Below are 21343 nucleotides of genomic sequence, written 5' to 3' on the forward strand. Positions count from 1 at the left end.
AGTCGGCAAGCCGCTTTGAACAATCTGGGTCAGGCGCTTCCGGGCGCGGCGCAAGCCGGCCCGGGGCCTTGAAGCAGGATGCTCAGCGGCGCTTGGCCATGGCATCGATGAAACGATCGAACAGTGGCGCGACGTCGGTCGGGCCTGGGCTCGCTTCAGGGTGGCCCTGGAAGCTGAACGCGCTCTTGTCGGTGCGCTCGATACCCTGCAGGGTGCCGTCGAACAGCGACTTGTGGATGGCGCGGACGTTACCCGGCAGGGTGGCCTCGTCAACGGCAAAGCCGTGGTTCTGGCTGGTGATCATGACCACACCGGTGTCCAGATCCTGGACCGGGTGGTTGGCACCGTGGTGGCCATGGCCCATTTTCACGGTCTTGGCGCCAGAAGCCAGGGCCAGCAGCTGGTGGCCCAGGCAGATGCCGAATACCGGGATCTCGGTCTCGAGGATTTCCTTGATCGCCTGGATGGCGTAGTCGCAAGGCTCGGGGTCACCAGGGCCGTTGGACAGGAAAACGCCGTCCGGGTTGAGTGCCAGCACTTCGCTGGCCGGAGTCTGGGCCGGCACCACGGTCACGCGGCAGCCACGGGCAACCAGCATGCGCAGGATGTTCAGCTTGACGCCGTAGTCGAAGGCGACCACGTGGTAAGGCAGGTCAGCGGCTTCGATGGTCGGATGGCTGTCGGTCTTCAGTTCCCACACGCTGGAGCGCCACTCGTAGCGTTCCTTGGTGGAAACGACCTTGGCCAGGTCCATGCCCTTCAGGCCCGGGAAGGCGCGGGCAGCGGCGATGGCGGCCTCTTCGCTGATGTTGTCACCGGCGAGGATGCAACCGTTCTGAGCGCCCTTTTCACGCAGGATTCGGGTCAGGCGACGGGTGTCGATGCCGGCGATGGCGACGACGTTGTTGGCCTTGAGGTACTCAGGCAGCGACTGGGTGTTACGCCAGTTGCTGGCCAGCAGCGGCAGGTCACGAATGACCAGGCCAGCGGACCAGACGCGGTTCGACTCGGCGTCTTCCGGGGTAGTACCGGTATTGCCGATGTGCGGGTAGGTCAGGGTAACGATTTGCTGCGCATAGGAAGGGTCTGTAAGGATTTCCTGGTAGCCGGTCATAGCGGTGTTGAATACCACCTCACCAACGGTCTGACCGTCGGCACCGATAGCTTCACCGCGGAAAATACTGCCGTCGGCAAGGGCGAGTATGGCTGGCTTTGTCAAGAAGACCTCCCGTAAATCAAGCATGAAAGGGCGATCGCAGGTTGCAAAAAAGCGGAGTGACGTATGGACACGTCACCCCGCTTTCATGTGCTGAATTCAATTCGCTGCGCGCTTTTAGTGGACACACTAAAGCTGTAGCTTACAGAAAAGTGCGTTTTCGGTCTACCGCGGATGTGCCTCTAAAACACATCAATGCGACAGGCTGACATCTGTGCCGGCTTCTTCGCGGGTAAACCCGCTCCTACAGGGATAGCGCCATGCCTGAGGGCAACGCTGTACCTGTAGGAGCGGGTTTACCCGCGAAGAAGCCAACACAGTTCAAACTGCTTAACGCAGCTCGAGCACATCCTGCATGTCGTACAGGCCAGGCTCGCGCCCGTCCAGCCACAGCGCCGCACGCACGGCGCCCTTGGCAAAGGTCATGCGGCTGGAAGCCTTGTGGGTAATCTCGACGCGCTCGCCTTCAGCGGCGAACAGCACGGTATGGTCACCCACCACATCTCCAGCACGCACGGTGGCGAAGCCGATGGTCTGACGCTCACGTGCACCGGTCTGCCCTTCACGGCCATACACGGCCACTTCCTGCAGGTTGCGACCCAGCGCCTGGGCAACCACTTCACCCATGCGTAGCGCGGTGCCCGACGGCGCATCAACCTTGTGCCGGTGGTGCGCCTCGAGGATTTCGATATCCACATCGTCACCCAGCACGCGCGCTGCGGTATCCAGCAGCTTAAGGCACAGGTTGACGCCGACACTGAAGTTGGCGGCAAAAACGATCGGGATTTCCTTGCCGGCCTCGGCCAGCAGCTGCTTCTCTTCCGGCGTGAAGCCAGTAGTGCCAATGACCATGGCCTTGCCCGCCTTGCGGCAGAACGCCAGGTTCTTCAAGGTCACCGAAGGGTGAGTGAAATCGATCAGCACGTCGAACTCGTCGACCACCTTGGACAGGTCGTCGGAAATCGGCACACCAATACGGCCCAGGGCCGCCAACTCACCGGCATCAGCCCCAACCAGCAAGCTGTCCGGGCGGTCTATCGCCGCCGTCAGGCCCGCCTGGGGAGCCTGTTGCTGCACGGCCTCGACGAGGGTCTTGCCCATCCGCCCTGCCGCGCCCATCACTGCAATACGTCGCATAGCCATTTCCTTGTCAGAGATCGCCGAAGAAGCGCTTCACGCCATCGAACCAGCCACTGGCCTTGGGCGAGTGGGAGCTATCGCCTTCCAGCGAATCACGCAGCTCTTCGAGCAACTCGCGCTGGCGGCGGCTGAGGTTGACCGGGGTTTCCACCGCCACGCGGCACAGCAGGTCACCCGCACCACCACCGCGCACCGGGGCAACACCCTTGCCGCGCAGGCGGAACTGCTTGCCGGTCTGGGTACCTTCCGGGATCTTCAGCTTCACCCGCCCATCGAGGGTCGGCACTTCCAGCTCGCCACCCAAGGCGGCATCGGTGTAGCTGATCGGTACTTCGCAGTACAGGTGCTTGCCATCTCGCTGGAAGATCTCGTGCTCACGCACGTTGATCACCACATACAGGTCGCCGGTAGGGCCACCATGGGTACCGGCCTCGCCCTCGCCCGACAGACGGATGCGGTCGCCGGTATCGACACCTGCCGGCACCTTGACCGACAGCGTCTTGTATTCCTCGACACGGCCTTCGCCGTGGCACGAGGTGCATGGGTCGGTAATGATCTTGCCCTGGCCATGGCAGCGCGGGCAGGTCTGCTGTACCGAGAAGAAGCCTTGCTGCATGCGCACCTGGCCGATACCGCCACAAGTCGGGCAGGTAGATGGGGTCGAGCCCTTCTTGGCACCAGAGCCGTCGCACGGCTGGCAGTTGACCAGCGTCGGCACACGGATGCTGACCGTGGTGCCACGTACCGCTTCTTCCAGGTTCAGTTCCAGGGTGTAGCGCAGGTCACTGCCGCGCTGAGCACCACCACGCGAGCCGCCACGGCCGCCCCCGAAGAAGTCGCTGAACACATCACCGAAGATGTCGGAGAAGTTGGCACCACCGAAACCGGCGCCACCACCACCCATGCTCGGGTCCACACCCGCATGACCGTACTGGTCGAACGCAGCACGCTTGCTGGCGTCAGACAGCACTTCGTAGGCCTCGTTGGCCTCCTTGAACTTGTCTTCCGACTCTTTGTCGCCTGGGTTGCGGTCCGGATGGTACTTCATCGCCAGGCGACGGTAAGCCTTCTTGAGGTCTGATTCGCTGGCGCCGCGCTCGACACCCAATACCTCATAATAATCACGCTTGGACATAGGTCATTTGCACCTTGTTGGGCGTCTGGCATCTGCGCCACGCCATCAGCACCCGCCCTTTGCCCACCAGGGCCACCGACAGATGCTGTAAAAATTCTCGAATTCCAGATACGCCAACGCGGGAGCAAGCCCCCGCGCGGCGACATCCTACCAGCTCACCACCAAACGGCGGTGAACTGGCCGACAACATGCAGGGATTACTGCTTGTTGTTGTCTTTCACTTCTTCGAACTCAGCGTCAACCACGTCATCGTGCTTGGCTTCCGGCTCGGCCTGCTGCGCGCCGCCCTGAGGCTGTTCGGCCGACTGCTCGGCGTACATCTTCTGGGCAACCGGCGCCGAAACCTTGGACAGCTCCTCGACCTTGGCGTCGATGGCAGCCTTGTCGTCGCCTTTGACAGCGGCTTCCAGGGCAACAACCGCAGCCTCGATGGCGGCTTTCTCTTCAGCGGTAACCTTGTCACCAGCGTCAGCGACCATCTTGCGGGTCGAGTGAACCAGCGCATCACCCTGGTTACGGGCAGCGGCCAGCTCTTCGAACTTGCGGTCTTCCTCGGCGTTGGCCTCGGCGTCACGCACCATGCGCTCGATCTCTTCGTCCGACAGGCCGGAGTTGGCCTTGATCACGATCGACTGCGACTTGCCGGTAGCCTTGTCCTTGGCACTGACGTGCAGGATGCCGTTGGCGTCGATGTCGAAGGTTACTTCGATCTGTGGAACGCCACGTGGAGCCGGCGGAATGTCAGCCAGGTCGAACTTGCCCAGCGACTTGTTCTGTGCAGCCTGCTTGCGCTCACCCTGCAGCACGTGAATGGTCACGGCACCCTGGTTGTCGTCGGCAGTCGAGAACACCTGCGACTTCTTGGTCGGGATGGTGGTGTTCTTCTCGATCAGCGAAGTCATCACGCCACCCATGGTTTCGATACCAAGGGTCAGCGGGCTGACGTCCAGCAGCAGTACGTCCTTGACGTCACCAGCCAGCACCGCGCCCTGGATGGCTGCACCCATGGCCACGGCTTCGTCCGGGTTGACGTCCTTGCGCGCTTCTTTACCGAAGAAGTCGGCAACGGCTTTCTGCACCAGCGGCATACGGGTCTGGCCACCGACCAGGATCACGTCGTCGATCTTGCTTGCATCGATACCGGCGTCCTTCAGGGCGATACGGCAAGGCTCGATGGTACGGGCAACCAGGTCTTCGACCAGCGATTCCAGCTTGGCGCGGGAAATCTTCACGTTCAGGTGCTTCGGACCGGTAGCGTCTGCAGTGATGTACGGCAGGTTTACGTCGGTCGACTGAGCGGAGGACAGTTCGATCTTGGCCTTTTCAGCGGCTTCTTTCAGGCGCTGCAGTGCCAGCGGATCGTTCTTCAGGTCCATGCCGGACTCTTTCTTGAACTCGTCGACGAGGTAGTCGATCAGGCGCATGTCGAAGTCTTCGCCACCCAGGAAGGTGTCGCCATTGGTAGCCAGTACTTCGAACTGATGCTCACCATCGACTTCGGCAATCTCGATGACCGAAACGTCGAAGGTACCACCACCCAGGTCATAAACGATGACGGTGTGGTCGCCCTTGGCCTTGTCCATGCCGTAAGCCAGTGCAGCGGCAGTTGGCTCGTTGATGATGCGTTTTACATCCAGGCCAGCGATGCGACCGGCATCCTTGGTGGCCTGACGCTGGCTGTCATTGAAGTAGGCCGGAACGGTGATGACCGCTTCGGTAACTGGCTCGCCGAGGTAGTCTTCGGCGGTTTTCTTCATTTTCTTCAGGACTTCGGCGCTGATCTGCGGCGGAGCCATGTCCTTGCCACTGGCCTGTACCCAGGCGTCGCCATTGCTGGCCTTGACGATCTTGTAAGGCACCAGCTTGATGTCTTTCTGTACAACATCCTCTTCGAAGCGGCGGCCGATCAGGCGCTTCACTGCGAACAGAGTGTTGTGCGGGTTGGTGACCGCCTGACGCTTGGCCGACTGACCAACCAGGATTTCGCCGTCATTGGCGTAGGCCACGATCGAAGGGGTGGTACGCGCACCTTCGGCGTTTTCGATGACCTTGACGTTACCGTTTTCCAGAACAGAGACGCACGAGTTGGTGGTCCCCAGGTCGATACCGATGATTTTACCCATGTTAACTCTCCCGAAACTTGAATTTGGTAGCAGCGACTACTTTGGCCAACTGCGGTAATACTTGAAGGCTTGACACCTAGATGGGGATGCCCGGATGGATTTCAAGCCTTCTCATTGATCGAGGGTTGCGCCGCGCTTGGCGCCTTGCTGACCACCACCATGGCGGGGCGCAGCAGACGACCGTTGAGCAGATAGCCCTTCTGGAACACGTTCAGCACGCTGTTCGGCTCAACTTCGGCGTTTTCCTGCATGGCCATGGCCTGGTGGTGCTCTGGGTTGAACGGCTGGCCGTGCGGGTCGACTGCTTCGAGGTTGTAGCGCTTGAGAGTGTCCTGGAACATCTTCAGGGTCAGCTCGACACCCTCGCGGATCTGCTTGACGTGCTCATCGTCGGCACTGGAGTGCGCCAGGGCCAGTTCCAGGCTGTCGATCACCGGCAGCAGGTCGCCCGAGAACTTCTCGAGGGCAAACTTGTGGGCTTTCTCGACATCCTGCTCGGCACGACGACGAGCGTTCTGCACGTCGGCAACGGCGCGCAGCGCCTGGTCCTTGGCGGCGGCCAGCTGCTCCTCGAGTTCCAGGACGCGGGCATCGGCAGCATTACCTGCACCGGTCTCTTCGACGTTAAGGTCTTTCTCGTTCAGCTGTTCGTCAGCCATGGGGTCTCTCCTGCGCAATTTTGTGGACTGCGAGCCAGGCTCGCCATTGATGTCGGCTATATGGGGCCGGAAAAACCAGCTTCAAGGGGCAAGGTCGTTTTCCCGGCTGCAACAGAATCTGCCAAGGGGCATTGGCAGGCCTGAAAAAAGTACTGTATAAATAACCAGACCTGACTTTCGGGAGCCGCCCCATGCTGGTGCACCTGTCCATTCACAACTACGCCATCGTCGAGCACCTCGACCTCGAGATCGCCCGAGGCATGTCCGTCATCACCGGTGAGACCGGTGCAGGCAAATCGATCATGCTCGATGCCCTCGGTCTGGCCCTGGGCGACCGGGCCGACAGTGGCGTGGTGCGCCCCGGCACGGACAAGGCAGACATCCTCGCCACCTTCGACCTGGTGGACATCCCCGAGGCGCATGCCTGGCTGGCCGAGCGTGACCTGGACAACGACGGCTTGTGCATCCTGCGCCGGGTGATCACCGCCGAAGGCCGCAGCCGCGGCTACATCAATGGCACCCCCTGCCCGCTCGGCGACCTCAAGGCACTGGGCGAGCTGCTGATCGATATCCACAGTCAGCACGAGCACCAGTCACTACTCAAGACCGACACCCATCGCCGCCTGCTCGACGAGTACGCCGGCGCCGTCGACCTGGCCCGTCAGGTACAGCTGGCGGCCAAGCGCTGGAACCAGACCCGCCTGGAGCTGGAGCGCCTGTCCAACTCCGGCGATGAGCAGCGCGCCCGCCATCAGCTGCTGAGCTACCAGCTGGAGGAACTGGACAACCTCGGCCTGGGTGAATACGAACTGGAGCAGTTGGAGCAGGAACACAAGAACCTGACCAGCGCCGAAGCCTTGTTCGGCATCTGCCGCCAGGTCATCGACCAGTGCAGCGAAAGCGATTCGGGCAACGTGCTCAGCGCCCTCACCTCCAGCCTCAACCGCCTGGGTGCCGCCCCCAATTCGCCAAAGGCACTGGGCGAAGCGGCCAACCTGATCGCCAGCGCGCAGATTCAGGTCGAGGAAGCCGTGGGCGAGCTCAACCGTTTCCTCGACAACTTCGACGCCGACCCCATGCGCCTGCAGGCACTGGAAGAACGCCTCGACACTATCTATACGCTGGCACGCAAACACCGAGTGCACCCAACCGAACTGCCCCACCTGCAGCAGCAACTGATGGAAGAGCTGGAGGGCCTGAACGCCAGTGATGAGTCGATCGAGCGATTGGGTGAAGAACTGGCCGCTTTCGCCCAGCATTATAAAGAGAAGGCGCTCGAGCTCAGCGCGCTGCGCCAGCAGGCTGCCCAGCAGTTGGCGGTGGCCGTCGAGCAGGAGATCCAGCGCCTGGGCATGCCTGGCGGGCGCTTCTGTATCGCACTTACACCCAATGAAGGAGCAGACCTTTCGCCCCATGGCCTGGAGCAGATCGAGCTACTGGTCAGCGCCAACCCTGGCCAGCCGCTCAAGGGCCTGGCCAAGGTGGCCTCAGGCGGTGAACTGTCCCGCATCAGCCTGGCGATCCAGGTGATTACCGCGCAGACCTCGCGCATTCCCACCCTGGTGTTCGACGAAGTCGACGTCGGTATCGGCGGGCCTACTGCCGAAATCGTCGGCCAATTGCTGCGCCGCCTAGGCGAGCGAGGCCAAGTGCTGACCGTAACCCACCTGCCGCAGGTGGCGGCACAAGGGCATCACCACCTGTTCGTGCACAAGGTGCGCAACAGCGACACCACCCACACCGCCGTGGCCAACCTGGGCAAGCGCGAGCGAGTAGAGGAAGTGGCGCGGATGCTGGGCGGCATAGACCTGACCAAGGAATCCCTGGCGCATGCGCGCAAGATGGTTGTGAGCGGCAAGGCCTGAACCCTGCTTTTTTCAGGCCCATTCGCGGGTAAACCCGCTCCCACAGGATATTCACCGGACCTGAGCCTGCGCAGTACCTGTGGGAGCGGGTTTACCCGCGAAGAGGTCGGCACAAACGACACCGCTCTCTGCCTCAGAAAGCACAAAGGCGACCCGAAGGTCGCCTTTGTCATTTATAACGATAAGAAATCGTTACTTCTTTTTACGTACGTACAGGACCAGATTGTGATCCACCAGCTCGTAGCCATGCTCGGCCACGATTTCGCGCTGGCGTTTCTCGATCTCGGCATCCATGAACTCGATGACTTCACTGGTCTCCACGTTGACCATATGGTCGTGATGACCGCCATCGGCCAGTTCGAACACCGCATGACCGCCGTCGAAGTTGTGGCGAACCACCAGACCCGCCGCTTCGAACTGGGTCAGTACGCGGTAGACGGTGGCCAGGCCTACGTCCTCGCCAGCCTCCATCAGCGCCTTGTAGACATCCTCGGCGCTCATGTGACGCTGCTCGGTGGAGTCGAGCATCTGAAGGATCTTGACTCGAGGCAGGGTCACCTTGAGACCGGCTTTGCGCAATTCGCTATTTTCAACCATGGTCAGCTTTCTCGCCGATGCTGCTTCGCAGCTTCTCTTAATACGGGTATGATCGGGGTTTACGTTGTCCAGCCAAGATAGTGGAAGTCGCCCACCGATGCAAAACACCAAGCTCTTGCTAACCAGCCTCACCCTAGTGGGACTGCTCGCACTCGCCGGTTGCTCGTTTCCCGGGGTTTACAAAATCGACATCCAGCAGGGCAATGTCGTTACGCAAGACATGATAGACCAATTGCGCCCCGGAATGACCCGCCGGCAAGTAAGGTTTATCATGGGTAACCCGCTAATCCAGGACACCTTCAACACCAACCGTTGGGATTACCTGTACAGCCTGCAGCCAGGCGGCGGCAAACGCCAGCAGGAACGCATGAGCGTGTTCTTCAACGAAAGCGACCAGTTGGTGAGCCTGTCCGGCGACTTCATGCCAGGCGTCAGCCGCGACCAGGAAATCCTCGGTGGCAGCAGCGACACCACGGTCAGCCCGGCCAACCAGCCAGAGCAGCCAACCGTGCAGCCTGAAGAAAAACCGGCCAAGCCAGGTTCGGTGGAAGAATCTATCCAGCGCGAAATCGACACCATCGAGACCACCCCGGTCCCGACTCCAGCGCCGCTGGAAACCTCGCCTCAATAAGCGGCGAGCAGATACAAAAAAGCCCGGACCTGGTCCGGGCTTTTTGTTGCCGCTGTTTCAGTCAGGCATTCAGTTGCTTGGCACGCTGGCAAAACGCATCCACCAGCGTATTTGCCGCCTGGTTGAACAGCGGCCCCAAAGTCGCGCGCACCAGCGGGCCAGCATAGTCGAACGAAAGGTCCAGGCTGATCTTGCAGGCCTTTTCACCCAGCGGCTTGAACACCCAAAGGCCATGCAACTGGGTGAACGGCCCCTCCTCCAGGTTCATCTCGATAGACTGCCCCGGCACCAGTACATTGCGCGTGACGAAGTGCTGGCTCATGCCGCCCTTGGCTACTTCGAGCTTGGCACGCATGTGCGTGTCGCTGGCTTCGATCACCGTCGAGGCCGAGCACCAAGGCAGAAACTGCGGGTAGCTGGCCACATCGTTGACCAGATCGTAGAGCGCCTGGGCGGGATACGGCAGCAGGGCGGAGCGTTGAATATGGGTAGTCATCCAGGCATCACTTCCAAGGCTGGGTGGCGGCGCTTCGCAGCGTGCCGAAAACAGGTTCTGTCGCAAAGACAGGGGCTGTATTGTCCGGTATTCATTGCAGTGGCTCAAGCACACCGAAATCCCATAGCCGACGACGCGGCGACTGCCTATAATGCCGCCCCTATGGCTAAACAAAAGAAACATCCGACCGGGACCATCGCGCAGAACAAGAAGGCGCGACACGATTACTTCATCGAACACAAGTTCGAGGCCGGGCTGGTCCTGTCCGGCTGGGAAGTAAAAAGCCTGCGAGCCGGCAAGGCGCACCTGACTGACAGCTACGTGCTGCTGAAGGACGGTGAGGCCTGGCTGTTCGGCAGCCACATCACCCCGCTGACCACGGCCAGCACCCACGTCATAGCCGACCCCATCCGCACTCGCAAGCTGCTGCTGAACAAGCGCGAGCTCGAGCGCCTGGAAGCGGCCGTGGCGCAAAAAGGCTACACCTGCGTGGCCCTGGCGCTGTACTGGAGCAAGCACCTGATCAAGTGCGAAATCGCACTGGGCAAGGGCAAGAAGGAATTCGACAAGCGCGACACCATGCGCGAGCGCGATTCCAACCGCGAGCTGCAGCGGGCTGTGCGGAACAAGGGCAAGGAAGAGTAATACCTCTTCTTAGCCTGTTCCGGCCTCTTCGCGGGTAAACCCGCTCCCAGAGGATTAACACTGAGTTCAGATTCGGTGCGGTCTCTGTGGGAGCGGGTTTACCCGCGAAGAGGCCAGCACTGCCAGTACAAATCTCAACGCCCGCTACGCCGCTCCGCCCGCGCCACTCGCTGCGCTTCTTCATGCGCCTCTTCCAGCACCTCCTGCACATACAGAATGTGCCGGCTGGACACTTCCCGCGCATCCTCTGCCCTGCCCTCGACTATCGCCAGGTACAGCTCCCGGTGCTGACTTATCAGCATGTCCCGGGTCTCCGTCCGTTGCTGGTACATGCCGCCGATGTTGGTCACCACGTTGCGCTTGAGCAGGTCGAACAAGCCCCGAATGGTGTGCAGCAACACGGCATTATGGCTGGCCTCGGCAATCGCCAGGTGGAAGCGCGCATCGGCCGCGCCTTCCTCCGCCCGGGTCACTTCGTCGGCCCTGGCATAGCAGTCCTGCAGCGCATCGAAGGCCGCCTTGAGGCGTGCCCGGTCCGGCTGGGTGGCGCGCTGGGCCGCGTAGTAGGCGCAGGACGCCTCCAGGGTATGGCGGAATTCGAGCAGGTCACGCTGCGCCTCGGCACTGTGCTCAAGCAGTTGCAGCAATGGGTCGCTGAAAGTGGACCCCAGAGACTCGGCGACAAAATTGCCCCCACCCTGGCGGCTGACCAGCAGCCCCTTGGCCACCAGCTTCTGGATCGCCTCACGCAGTGACGGGCGGGACACGCCGAACTGCTCGGCAAGGACGCGCTCGGCCGGCAGCCGCTGACCCGAGGTCAGCGTACCTTCCAGAATCATCCCTTCCAACCGATCGACGATGTCGTCGGACAGGCGCCGTTGGCGGACCTGATCAAAAACCATCACATGCTCTCCACAAACCCCCGGCAGATTTCAGGGGGCGCCTATTCTCGCCGATCCGGGCCTTGCAAACACCCACCAGGCGACGATTTTCCCCGCCCATCAGATGCCCACTCATCGGCACACGACCAAAGTTTTGCACGGGACAAATTGACACACCCACGAAGACGCTTTTAACCTAGCACCCAGCCATTGTAAATTGGTCTTACCAATTATCCAATGCCAGTGCCTGACCAACAACAATTAGGGGCCACCCCATATGCAAACCTGGCAACAAATCTATAGTCCGCTTGGTAGTCTTGGCCTGTCCGCACTGGCGGCGGTCATCCCCATCGTCTTCTTCTTCCTTGCCCTCGCCGTGTTCCGCCTCAAAGGCCACGTGGCCGGCAGCATCACCCTCGCATTGTCGATCCTGGTGGCGATCTTCGCCTTCCAGATGCCTGTCGACATGGCATTCGCCGCTGCAGGTTATGGCTTCCTCTACGGCCTCTGGCCGATTGCCTGGATCATCGTTGCCGCGGTGTTCCTGTACAAACTCACGGTCAAGAGCGGCCAGTTCGAAGTGATCCGCAGCTCGGTGCTGTCGATTACCGACGACCAGCGCCTGCAAGTGCTGCTGATCGGTTTCTGCTTCGGTGCCTTCCTGGAAGGTGCGGCGGGCTTTGGTGCACCGGTGGCAATCACTGCCGCGCTGCTGGTGGGCCTGGGCTTCAACCCGCTGTACGCCGCCGGCCTGTGCCTGATCGCCAACACCGCGCCAGTGGCCTTTGGCGCCCTGGGCATCCCGATCATCGTGGCCGGCCAGGTCACCGGTATCGACGCCTTCCACATTGGCGCCATGACCGGTCGCCAGCTGCCGCTGCTGTCGCTGTTCGTACCGTTCTGGCTGGTATTCATGATGGACGGCCTGCGTGGCGTGAAGGAAACCTGGCCTGCCGCCCTGGTCGCCGGCCTGAGCTTCGCCGTCACCCAGTACTTCACCTCGAACTTCATCGGCCCGGAGCTTCCGGACATCACCTCGGCCCTGGCCAGCCTGATCGCCCTGACCCTGTTCCTGAAAGTCTGGCAGCCCAAGCGTTCGTTCGCCGAAGCCAAAGGCAGCGTCGGCGCCGCCGTGGTTCAGCCAAGCGGCAGCCAGCCAAGCCCCTACAGCTTTGGCGAGATCTTCAAGGCCTGGTCGCCGTTCCTGATCCTCACCGTGCTGGTCACCATCTGGACCCTGAAACCGTTCAAGGCGGCCTTCGCCCCGGGCGGCGCGATGTACAACTTCGTGTTCAACTTCGCTATCCCGCACCTCGACCAACTGGTGATCAAGTCCGCACCGATCGTCGCCGCGCCAACCGCCATGCCAGCGGTGTTCAAGCTCGACCCGATCTCTGCCACCGGCACCGCGATCTTCCTCTCGGCGCTGATCTCCATGGCCGTGTTGAAGATCAACCTCAAAACTGGTCTGACCACTTTCAAGGAAACCTTCTGGGAGCTGCGCTGGCCAATCCTGTCGATCGGCATGGTGCTGGCCTTCGCCTTCGTCACCAACTACTCGGGCATGTCCTCGACCATGGCCCTGGTGCTGGCCGGTACCGGTGCCGCGTTCCCGTTCTTCTCGCCGTTCCTCGGCTGGCTGGGTGTGTTCCTGACCGGTTCCGACACCTCGTCCAACGCCCTGTTCAGCTCGTTGCAGGCCACCACCGCGCACCAGATCGGGGTCAACGACACTCTGCTGGTAGCGGCCAACACCAGCGGCGGCGTGACCGGCAAGATGATCTCGCCGCAGTCGATCGCCGTGGCTTGCGCCGCCACCGGCCTGGTTGGCAAGGAATCCGACCTGTTCCGCTTTACCGTCAAGCACAGCCTGTTCTTCGCCACCATCGTCGGCCTGATCACCCTGATCCAGGCCTACTGGCTGACCGGCATGCTGGTTCATCACTAAAGTGAAAGGGGCCGGGCGCCATCGCGCGCCCGGCGATCCCACACGCAACGCTGCGAGAATCCATGATCATTTCTGCCTCTACCGACTATCGCGCCGCGGCCCAACGCAAGCTGCCTCCCTTCCTGTTCCACTATGCCGACGGCGGCGCCTACGCCGAGCACACCCTGCGCCACAACGTCTCGGACCTGGCCAGCATTGCCCTGCGTCAGCGCGTGCTGAAGAACATGTCCGAGCTCAGCCTGCAGACCAAGCTGTTCGACGAAACCCTGAGCATGCCGGTGGCCCTGGCCCCGGTCGGCCTCACCGGCATGTACGCCCGCCGTGGTGAAGTGCAGGCGGCACGTGCGGCGGCGGCCCACGGCATTCCGTTCACCATGTCCACGGTGTCGGTGTGCCCGATCGAAGAAGTGGCCCCGGCCATCGACCGGCCGATGTGGTTCCAGCTGTACGTTCTCAAGGACCGCGGCTTCATGCGCAACGCCCTGGAGCGGGCCAAGGCTGCCGGGGTCAAGACCCTGGTGTTCACTGTCGACATGCCGACACCCGGCGCCCGCTACCGCGACGCCCATTCTGGCATGAGCGGCAAGAACGGCCCGCTGCGCCGCGTGCTGCAAGCCATGACCCACCCCGAGTGGGCATGGGATGTCGGCGTGATGGGGCGCCCACACGACCTGGGCAACATTTCCACCTACCGTGGCAACCCCACCGGCCTTGCCGACTACATCGGCTGGCTGGCCAACAACTTCGACCCGTCGATCTCCTGGAAAGACCTGGAGTGGATCCGCGAGTTCTGGGACGGCCCGATGATCATCAAAGGCATTCTCGATGCCGATGACGCCCGCGATGCGGTCAGGTTCGGTGCCGACGGCATCGTCGTGTCCAACCACGGCGGCCGCCAGCTCGACGGCGTGCTGTCCAGCGCCCGCGCCCTGCCGGCAATTGCCGATGCGGTCAAAGGTGACCTGAAGATCCTCGCCGATTCCGGCATCCGCAGCGGCCTCGACGTGGTGCGCATGATCGCCCTCGGCGCCGATACCGTACTGATCGGCCGCGCCTTCCTCTACGCCCTTGCCGTGCACGGCCAGGCCGGGGTGAAAAACCTGCTGGAGCTGTTCGAAAAGGAAATGCGCGTAGCGATGGTGCTGACCGGCGCCAAGTCGATCAGCGAGATCACCCGCGACTCGCTGGTACGCGAACTGGGCGCCTGACCGCCCGCAAGAACGACCGCCTGATTGACCCGGGGCATGTGGCGCACAGACGCCACGGCCCCGCGAGGAGACTGCATGAGCCTGCCCGCCGCGTTCCTGCGTGATGCCGAGCGCCTGATCCCCGCCGAACGCCGCTTCGACGACCCCACCTCCACCCTGGCCTTCGGCACCGATGCCAGCTTCTACCGGCTGATCCCCAAGCTGGTGGTGCGCGTCGAGTCAGAAGACGAAGTGGTCGGCCTGATCAAACTGGCCCAGCGCGAGCGGGTGCCGGTCACCTTCCGCGCCGCCGGCACCAGCCTGTCCGGCCAGGCCATCAGTGACTCGGTGCTGATCGTGCTGGGCGATAACTGGAACGGCCGCGAAATCCGCGGCCAAGGCGAGCAGATCCGCTTGCAGCCCGGCGTCATCGGCGCCCAGGCCAATGCCTGGCTGGCTCCCTTCGGGCGCAAGATCGGCCCCGACCCGGCGTCGATCAACGCCTGCAAGATCGGCGGCATCGTCGCCAACAACGCCAGCGGCATGTGCTGCGGCACCGCGCAGAACACCTACCACACCCTGGCCGGCCTGCGCCTGGTGCTGGCCGACGGCACGCGCCTGGACAGCGAAGACCCGGCCAGCGTCGCCGCGTTCGAGGCCAGCCACGCCGGCCTGCTGGAAGCACTGGCCCGCCTGGGCCGCGAGACCCGCGCCAACACTGCACTCGCCGAGCGCATCCGGCACAAATACCGGCTGAAGAACACCACTGGCCTATCGCTGAACGCACTGGTGGACTACGACCAGCCACTGGATATCCTGCAGCACCTGTTGGTCGGCTCCGAAGGTACCCTGGGCTTCATCAGTGCCGTCACCTACGACACCGTGCCCGACCACCCGCACAAGGCCAGCGCACTGCTGGTTTTCCCCAGCGTGGAAAGCTGCTGCCGCGCGGTGACCGTGCTCAAGCGCCAGCCGGTCTCTGCCGTTGAACTGCTCGACCGCCGCAGCCTTCGCTCGGTGCAGAACATGCCCGGCATGCCACTGTGGGTAAAAGGCCTGTCGGACAACGCCTGCGCCCTGCTGATCGAGTCCCGTGCCGCCAGCCAGAGCCTGCTGCATGAACAGCTGCAACAGGTGATGACCTCGATCGCCGACTTCCCACTGGAACAGCAGGTGGACTTCAGCGAAGACCCCGCCGTGTACAACCAGCTGTGGAAAATCCGCAAGGACACCTTCCCCGCCGTCGGCGCCGTACGCCAGACCGGCACCACCGTCATCATCGAAGACGTCACCTTCCCCATCGAGCAACTGGCCGAAGGCGTCAACCGCCTGATCCAGCTGTTCGACAAGCATCGCTACGATGAAGCGATCATTTTCGGCCACGCCCTGGAAGGCAACCTGCACTTCGTCTTCACCCAGGGTTTCAACAGCGCCGAGGAAGTCGCACGCTACCAGGCCTTCATGGACGACGTGGCGCAACTGGTGGCGGTGGAGTTCGGCGGCTCGCTCAAGGCCGAGCACGGCACCGGGCGCAACATGGCACCGTTCGTGGAGCTGGAGTGGGGCCACGACGCCTATCAACTGATGTGGAAGCTCAAGCGCCTGCTCGACCCCAACGGCATCCTCAACCCTGACGTGGTGCTCAGTGGAGACCCGGACATCCACCTGAAAAACCTCAAGCCGCTGCCCGCTGCCGACGAGATCGTCGACAAGTGCATCGAGTGCGGCTTCTGCGAACCGGTGTGCCCTTCCAAAGGCCTGACCCTCAGCCCACGCCAGCGCATCGTCATGTGGCGTGACATCCAGGCCAAACAGCGCGCCGGCATCGACACCCGCGAACTGCGCCAGACCTACCAGTACCAGGGCATCGACACCTGCGCCGCCACCGGCCTGTGCGCCCAGCGCTGCCCGGTCGGCATCAACACCGGCGAACTGGTGAAGAAACTGCGCAGCCAGGCCGCCGAACACGAAAAAACCGCCGACTGGCTAGCCGATCACTTCCACACCGCCCTGGGCGGCGCGCGCCTGACCCTGACCGCCGCCAATACCGCACGCAAGCTGCTCGGCGCCCCACGCCTGGGCCGCCTGAGCGCCTCGCTGAACAAAGCCAGCAAAGGCCGCCTGCCAAAGTGGACCCCGGCGATGCCACAACCACTGCGCCCACTGGACTTCGGCCCGGCCAGCAACGACGCCCGCCCTCGCGTGGTGTACCTGGCTGCCTGCGTCTCGCGGGTGATGGGCCCGGCCTATGCCGACCGCGAGCAGAGTTCGCTGCTGGACAAGACCCGCGCCCTGCTGGAAAAAGCCGGCTACCAGGTGGTGTTCCCTGACAACGCCGACAGCCTGTGCTGCGGCCAACCGTTCGCCTCGAAGGGCTACCCCGAGCAGGCCGAACACAAACGCCAGGAACTGCTTGCCGCCCTGCTGCACGCCAGCCGCGGCGGCCTCGACCCTATCTACTGCGATACAAGCCCCTGCACCCTGCGCCTGGTGCAGGACCTGGGCGACACCCGGCTGGACCTGTACGACCCGGTGCGCTTCATCCGCACCCATCTGCTTGAGCGCCTGGAGTTCACCCCCCAGGACGAACCAGTGGCCGTGCATGTGACCTGCAGCACCCAGCACCTGGGCGAAAGCCAGGCGCTGATCGACCTGGCGCGGCGGTGCAGCAAACAGGTGGTGATCCCGGAGGGCATACATTGCTGCGGCTTTGCCGGTGACAAAGGCTTCACCACCCCCGAGCTCAACGCCCACTCGCTGCGCAGCCTGAAGGATGCGGTGCAATATTGCAGCGAAGGCATCTCCACCAGCCGCACCTGCGAGATCGGCCTGTCCAGCCATAGTGGCATCGATTACCACGGGCTGGTCTACCTTGTAGACCGCGTCACTCGGCCGCGTAGCATATGACCGTTTAACGCAAAACCTGATAGCTGCCGCAATCCCTGTGGGAGCGGGCAAGCCCGCGAACACCGGCGCAGCCGGTGCCATACACCGCGCAGCCTGCTTCGCGGGCATGCCCGCTCCCACAGGGACCGCGCCGGCTTTGGGCCCACGCCGTACCTGTAGGAGCGGCTTCAGCCGCGAACACCGGCAAAGCCGGTGCCATCCCCCGCCAGCATCCGATTGAACCCCCGCCAATCCTCTACAGTCCATCCTTACAGGCCCACCTTCCAGAGGCCCAGAAGGAGACTCCCATGAAAGGTACCGCGCTTTCGGCCCTGTTCGCGGCCGCCACCCTGCTGGCTTCGCCGGTATTCGCCGCCGAAGACCTCTGCACCGCCAACCTGCAAAAGATCGACGACAGCATGGCCACCGCCGGCGCTACCTCCGAAGGCCTGGACAAGGCCATCACCGAGCACGTCGACAAAGCCAAGGCTGCCCAGGCATCGGGGGACACCAAGGAATGCATCGCCATCACCAGCAAAGTCCTGGAGCGGTTGGAAAAAACGGAGAAAGGCAGCGGCACCAGCGGCGGCGGTAGCGGCGCGTGAGCCCAAAAGCGGGCGACCGGACCGGCTGTCGACGTCGCCCGCGCAATGGCGTATACTCAGCCTCACGTACCGTAAGGTGCGTTAGCTTAGAGCTAGTGTGGGGCCGATCAGGATTCGACGCCGGTAGCGAAACTCTAGGTGCATGCCGAGTTGGTAACAGAACTCGTAAATCCACTGTTGCAACTTTCTATAGTTGCCAATGACGAAAACTTCGAGGCGGAGTACGCTCTCGCTGCGTAAGCAGCCGAGCCCGACCTTCTGGTAGCTTCGGCTCCAGCAATCATCAGGGGATGCCTGTAAACCCGAAATGATTGTCATACAGAACAGGATCGTCGTGTAGCACGTTGGGGGCAAAGCGACTAAAACTTACCCAACTCGTCCAAAGCACCCTGCCCGTCGGGCGGCTGCGGATTAACTCAGTAGACACGGCTAAGCATGTAGTACCGACAGCGGAGTACTGGCGGACGGGGGTTCAAATCCCCCCGGCTCCACCAAATTCCAAAGAAGAAGACGCCCTCGGGCGTCTTTTTTTGTGCCTGGATTTTGGGTTGTGCGAGCCCATAAAGTCAGAATCAGGCTTTTCCGCATAGGGCGTTTCCCAAAGATACTCCCTGCGCCGGTTTGCTCTTCACCGGTCTCTCAACCCAAACACGGCTTCCACCACGTGAGTGACAGCAAGCGCTGGTCGCCCCAGTCGCCAAGTCGTGATGCCCGCCGCCAGCTTCATGATTGCCTCTCAGCCAGCAACACTTCCGGCATGGCCGGCAGCGGCCGGCTCAGCAACACGCCGACCAGCACCGCAAACAGCAGCGCCGCCACACCGGCGACCTGCAACACGGCATCGAAGCCCCCGATGAACGCCTGGCGGGCCAAGGGTGCCACCGTTTCCCGCAACCCGGGCTCAAGCAACGCCAACGCCGCCTGCAAATCACCCGCGGCAACCCGGATAGCCATCGCCGCAACCTGGCCCGATTGCCCAGGCGCCACGGCAGCCATGGCCTCATACAGCAACTGCCCACTACGTGCAGCCAGCACACCACCCAACCCACCGATGGCCAGCACGATCGCCCCGAACCGCGTGGTTGTACTCAACCCCGAAGCCATGCCGGTACGCTCACGCGGTACGCAAGCCATGATGTTCTTCTGCGTATCGCCATTCAGCAGCCCGGCACCGGCACCCAGCACCAGGCTTGCCAGGGCGAATGTACCGTAACCGCCTTGCTGAGTGGCCCAGGCACAGAGCAGGTTACCCGCCCCGACCAAAACCAGGCCTAGCGCGAATACCTGCGCCGGGCTCAAGTGTGCAGCCAGACGCATGCCCAGGCGTGGCGTCAGCAGCATGGCCACGGCAAACGGCAGCATGCCCGCCCCTGCGGCCAGGGCCGACAGCTGCAGGCCGTTCTGCAAGTAAAGCGGCAGCAGGGTCATCATCACCTGGGCGCAGGCAGCATAGGCAAACATCCCCAGCAAGGCGCCAACGAAGCGCCCGCTGCGCATCAGCCGCAGGTCGATCATCGGCCGTTCCTGGCTGCGCTCGACCATGACGAACAGGCCGAACAGGAAGGCGCTGATCACCAGCCGTCCCAGGGTTTGCGCACTGCCCCAGCCCACCTGGTTGGCATCGATCATTGCCCAGATCAGGTAACCCAGGCTGCCGGCGAAAGTCAGGCTGCCCCATGGGTCGAGCCGGGCCGCAGCGCTGTCACGGGACTCTTCGACACTGCGCAGCACCATCACTGCGAGCACTGCCACCAACGGCAAGTTGATGTAGAAGATCCAGCGCCAGCCAAGGGTGCTGGCGATCAACCCGCCCAGCAGCGGCGCAAAGGTGATGGTGGCGCCCATGCAGGCGCCCCAGAAGGCCCAGGCGCGCATGCGTTCCTGGGGTTGGTGGAAGCGATTGCCGATCGCGGCCAGGGCCGAGGTCAGCAGCAATGCCGCGCCAACGCCCTTGGCTGCCCTGGCCAGGTCGAGGAACAGCAGGTTGGGCGCCGCGCCACAGGCCAGCGAGGCGAGGCCGAACAGGGCCAGGCCGAGCAGCAGCATGCGGCGGCGGCCAAAGCGGTCGGCCAGGCTGCCAGCGGGCAGCAGGCAGGCGGCAAAGGCCAGCAGGTAGGCGCTGACCACCCATTCGATGTCGGCAAACGAGCCGGACAGGTCGCGGGCGATGCTGGGCAGGCTGACCGCGACGATGTTGGTGTCGAGGATGATCAGGGCACAGACCAGGGAGGCGGTGAGCAGGGTGAAACGCGCAGAGGGCATGGTGAGGCTCCGGATGCAGGGCTGGTTGGTCAAATCGCCGGGGCTGCCTTGCCTGCGATGGACCGCAAAGCGGTCCCTTGCAATTCCCAGGCAGCCTTTGCCGCCAAGCCACCAGCCTTGTAGTGTTGGCCTCACCATAACGCCACCAGCCCCCAGGCTTGTTAGCCACGGCGGCTCGCGTCATTACCCTGCAGGTAACACCCATGGAAATCCGCCATTTCCGCTACTTCCTCTGCGTCGCCCGCCACGGCCATTTCACCCGTGCCGCCGAACAGCTGGGCATCGCCCCACCCACGCTCAGCCGGCAGATCCAGGACATGGAGCGCGAACTGGGCGTGCGCCTGTTCGAGCGCAACCAGCGCGAGGTCAACCTCACCGCAGCGGGCCAGGCGCTTTTGATCGAGGCCGAACATGCCGTGCGCCAGTTCGATGCTGCACAACTGGGCGCGCAACGGGCCGCTCGAGGCGAAAGCGGGCGCATCGAACTGGGCTATGTGGCTTCGGCCGCGTACTCGGGCATGCTCCAGCAGCAAGTCGGCCGCTACAGCGAAACCTGCCCCGGCGTACGCCTGAACATTCGCGAACTGCCCATGGCCGAACTGCCCGGTATGGTCCGCGACGGCCTGCTTGACCTTGCCTATGTGCGCTCGCCGATGGAGCTGCCCGAGGAACTCGAAGCCATCGCCTTGCACCAGGAAGGGTTCGTCCTCGCCCTGCCCGCCAGCTCACGGATAAATGAAGTGCCGCAGATCCCGGCCTCGCGCCTGGCCAATGAAACCTTCATCCTGCCCGAACAGATCTCCGGCACGCTGGAGGTGGCCGCACAAGGTGGTTTCGTCCCGAGGCTCGGCCCTCAGCCGGGCAGCCTGGTGGCAGTGATCACCCTGGTGTCACTCGGCCAAGGCATCGCAGTGGTGCCGGAATCGGTGGTGCAGCGCATCAGCCTGCCGCAGGTGCACTACCGGCGTATTGTCGACTGCCAGGCCAGCTCGTGGCTTAGCCTGATCTACCGGCGCTTCGAGAAAGCGCCAGCGGCAATCAGATACATCAAGATGATGAAAGGCTGA

The 21343-nt window shown here is 62.8% G+C and carries 17 protein-coding genes and 1 other RNA gene; 9 read left to right on the forward strand and 9 right to left on the reverse strand.

The annotated features are described in order from the left end of the window. Positions 1-82: 82 nt before the first annotated feature. From carA to grpE, 5 genes are all read right to left on the reverse strand, one after another. Positions 83-1219: a glutamine-hydrolyzing carbamoyl-phosphate synthase small subunit gene (gene carA / locus M1D87_RS22870; RefSeq protein WP_013974294.1), complete on the reverse strand. Its 1137-nt coding sequence runs from the start codon at positions 1217-1219 to the stop codon at positions 83-85. Between the two features lie 327 nt (positions 1220-1546). After that, positions 1547-2353 carry a 4-hydroxy-tetrahydrodipicolinate reductase gene (dapB, locus tag M1D87_RS22875; protein WP_421091554.1) on the reverse strand — a complete coding sequence of 269 codons (807 nt, stop codon included), beginning with the start codon at positions 2351-2353 and terminating at the stop codon, positions 1547-1549. Positions 2354-2366: 13 nt separating this feature from the next. Further along, a complete protein-coding gene (gene dnaJ / locus M1D87_RS22880; RefSeq protein ID WP_013974296.1) occupies positions 2367-3491 on the reverse strand; it encodes a molecular chaperone DnaJ in 1125 nt (374 codons plus the stop codon). 197 nt (positions 3492-3688) lie between these two features. After that, positions 3689-5614, reverse strand: coding sequence for a molecular chaperone DnaK (gene dnaK, locus M1D87_RS22885; RefSeq protein ID WP_015271867.1), 1926 nt, complete (start codon positions 5612-5614; stop codon positions 3689-3691). Between the two features lie 101 nt (positions 5615-5715). Beyond that, entirely contained in the window at positions 5716-6273 is a 558-nt protein-coding gene (grpE, locus tag M1D87_RS22890; protein WP_003258073.1) for a nucleotide exchange factor GrpE, read from the reverse strand. 191 nt (positions 6274-6464) lie between these two features. Between grpE and recN the strand changes: the two genes are divergently transcribed. After that, entirely contained in the window at positions 6465-8138 is a 1674-nt protein-coding gene (recN, locus tag M1D87_RS22895) for a DNA repair protein RecN (RefSeq protein ID WP_061551376.1), read from the forward strand. Between the two features lie 192 nt (positions 8139-8330). Here the strand turns inward: recN and fur are convergent, their stop codons facing one another. Further along, a complete protein-coding gene (fur, locus tag M1D87_RS22900; protein ID WP_015271870.1) occupies positions 8331-8735 on the reverse strand; it encodes a ferric iron uptake transcriptional regulator in 405 nt (134 codons plus the stop codon). A 97-nt stretch (positions 8736-8832) separates the two neighbouring features. Here fur and M1D87_RS22905 point away from each other — a divergent pair, with 97 nt between their 5' ends. Further along, positions 8833-9366 (forward strand): outer membrane protein assembly factor BamE, encoded by a 534-nt coding sequence (locus M1D87_RS22905; protein ID WP_025340711.1) that lies wholly within the window; start codon positions 8833-8835, stop codon positions 9364-9366. A 61-nt stretch (positions 9367-9427) separates the two neighbouring features. On the opposite strand, the gene M1D87_RS22910 is transcribed toward M1D87_RS22905, so the two are convergent. Further along, a complete protein-coding gene (locus M1D87_RS22910) occupies positions 9428-9862 on the reverse strand; it encodes a type II toxin-antitoxin system RatA family toxin (RefSeq protein WP_003258078.1) in 435 nt (144 codons plus the stop codon). A 162-nt stretch (positions 9863-10024) separates the two neighbouring features. Between M1D87_RS22910 and smpB the strand changes: the two genes are divergently transcribed. Then, a complete protein-coding gene (gene smpB, locus M1D87_RS22915; RefSeq protein ID WP_013974300.1) occupies positions 10025-10507 on the forward strand; it encodes an SsrA-binding protein SmpB in 483 nt (160 codons plus the stop codon). Positions 10508-10641: 134 nt separating this feature from the next. On the opposite strand, the gene M1D87_RS22920 is transcribed toward smpB, so the two are convergent. Continuing rightward, positions 10642-11409, reverse strand: a complete 768-nt coding sequence (locus M1D87_RS22920) for an FCD domain-containing protein (RefSeq protein WP_013974301.1) — start codon at positions 11407-11409, stop codon at positions 10642-10644. Positions 11410-11665: 256 nt separating this feature from the next. Between M1D87_RS22920 and M1D87_RS22925 the strand changes: the two genes are divergently transcribed. The 5 genes from M1D87_RS22925 to ssrA all read left to right on the forward strand — a co-directional run bounded on the left by M1D87_RS22925 (position 11666) and on the right by ssrA (position 18508). Beyond that, positions 11666-13336: a lactate permease LctP family transporter gene (locus M1D87_RS22925; protein WP_123083933.1), complete on the forward strand. Its 1671-nt coding sequence runs from the start codon at positions 11666-11668 to the stop codon at positions 13334-13336. Between the two features lie 62 nt (positions 13337-13398). Then, on the forward strand, positions 13399-14544 hold the full coding sequence (lldD, locus tag M1D87_RS22930; RefSeq protein WP_013974303.1) for an FMN-dependent L-lactate dehydrogenase LldD: 1146 nt from the start codon (positions 13399-13401) through the stop codon (positions 14542-14544). Between the two features lie 75 nt (positions 14545-14619). Next, complete coding sequence (locus M1D87_RS22935; protein ID WP_123083934.1) at positions 14620-17430, forward strand: FAD-binding and (Fe-S)-binding domain-containing protein; 2811 nt, start codon at positions 14620-14622, stop codon at positions 17428-17430. A gap of 287 nt (positions 17431-17717) precedes the next feature. After that, positions 17718-18014: a hypothetical protein gene (locus M1D87_RS22940; RefSeq protein ID WP_013974305.1), complete on the forward strand. Its 297-nt coding sequence runs from the start codon at positions 17718-17720 to the stop codon at positions 18012-18014. A gap of 99 nt (positions 18015-18113) precedes the next feature. After that, positions 18114-18508, forward strand: a transfer-messenger RNA (tmRNA) gene (gene ssrA, locus M1D87_RS22945). 229 nt (positions 18509-18737) lie between these two features. On the opposite strand, the gene M1D87_RS22950 is transcribed toward ssrA, so the two are convergent. Next, on the reverse strand, positions 18738-20276 hold the full coding sequence (locus M1D87_RS22950; RefSeq protein ID WP_123083940.1) for an MFS transporter: 1539 nt from the start codon (positions 20274-20276) through the stop codon (positions 18738-18740). 203 nt (positions 20277-20479) lie between these two features. Between M1D87_RS22950 and M1D87_RS22955 the strand changes: the two genes are divergently transcribed. Continuing rightward, entirely contained in the window at positions 20480-21343 is an 864-nt protein-coding gene (locus tag M1D87_RS22955) for a LysR family transcriptional regulator (RefSeq protein WP_123083941.1), read from the forward strand.

The sequence above is a fragment of the Pseudomonas sp. SA233 genome (genome assembly GCF_054792385.1).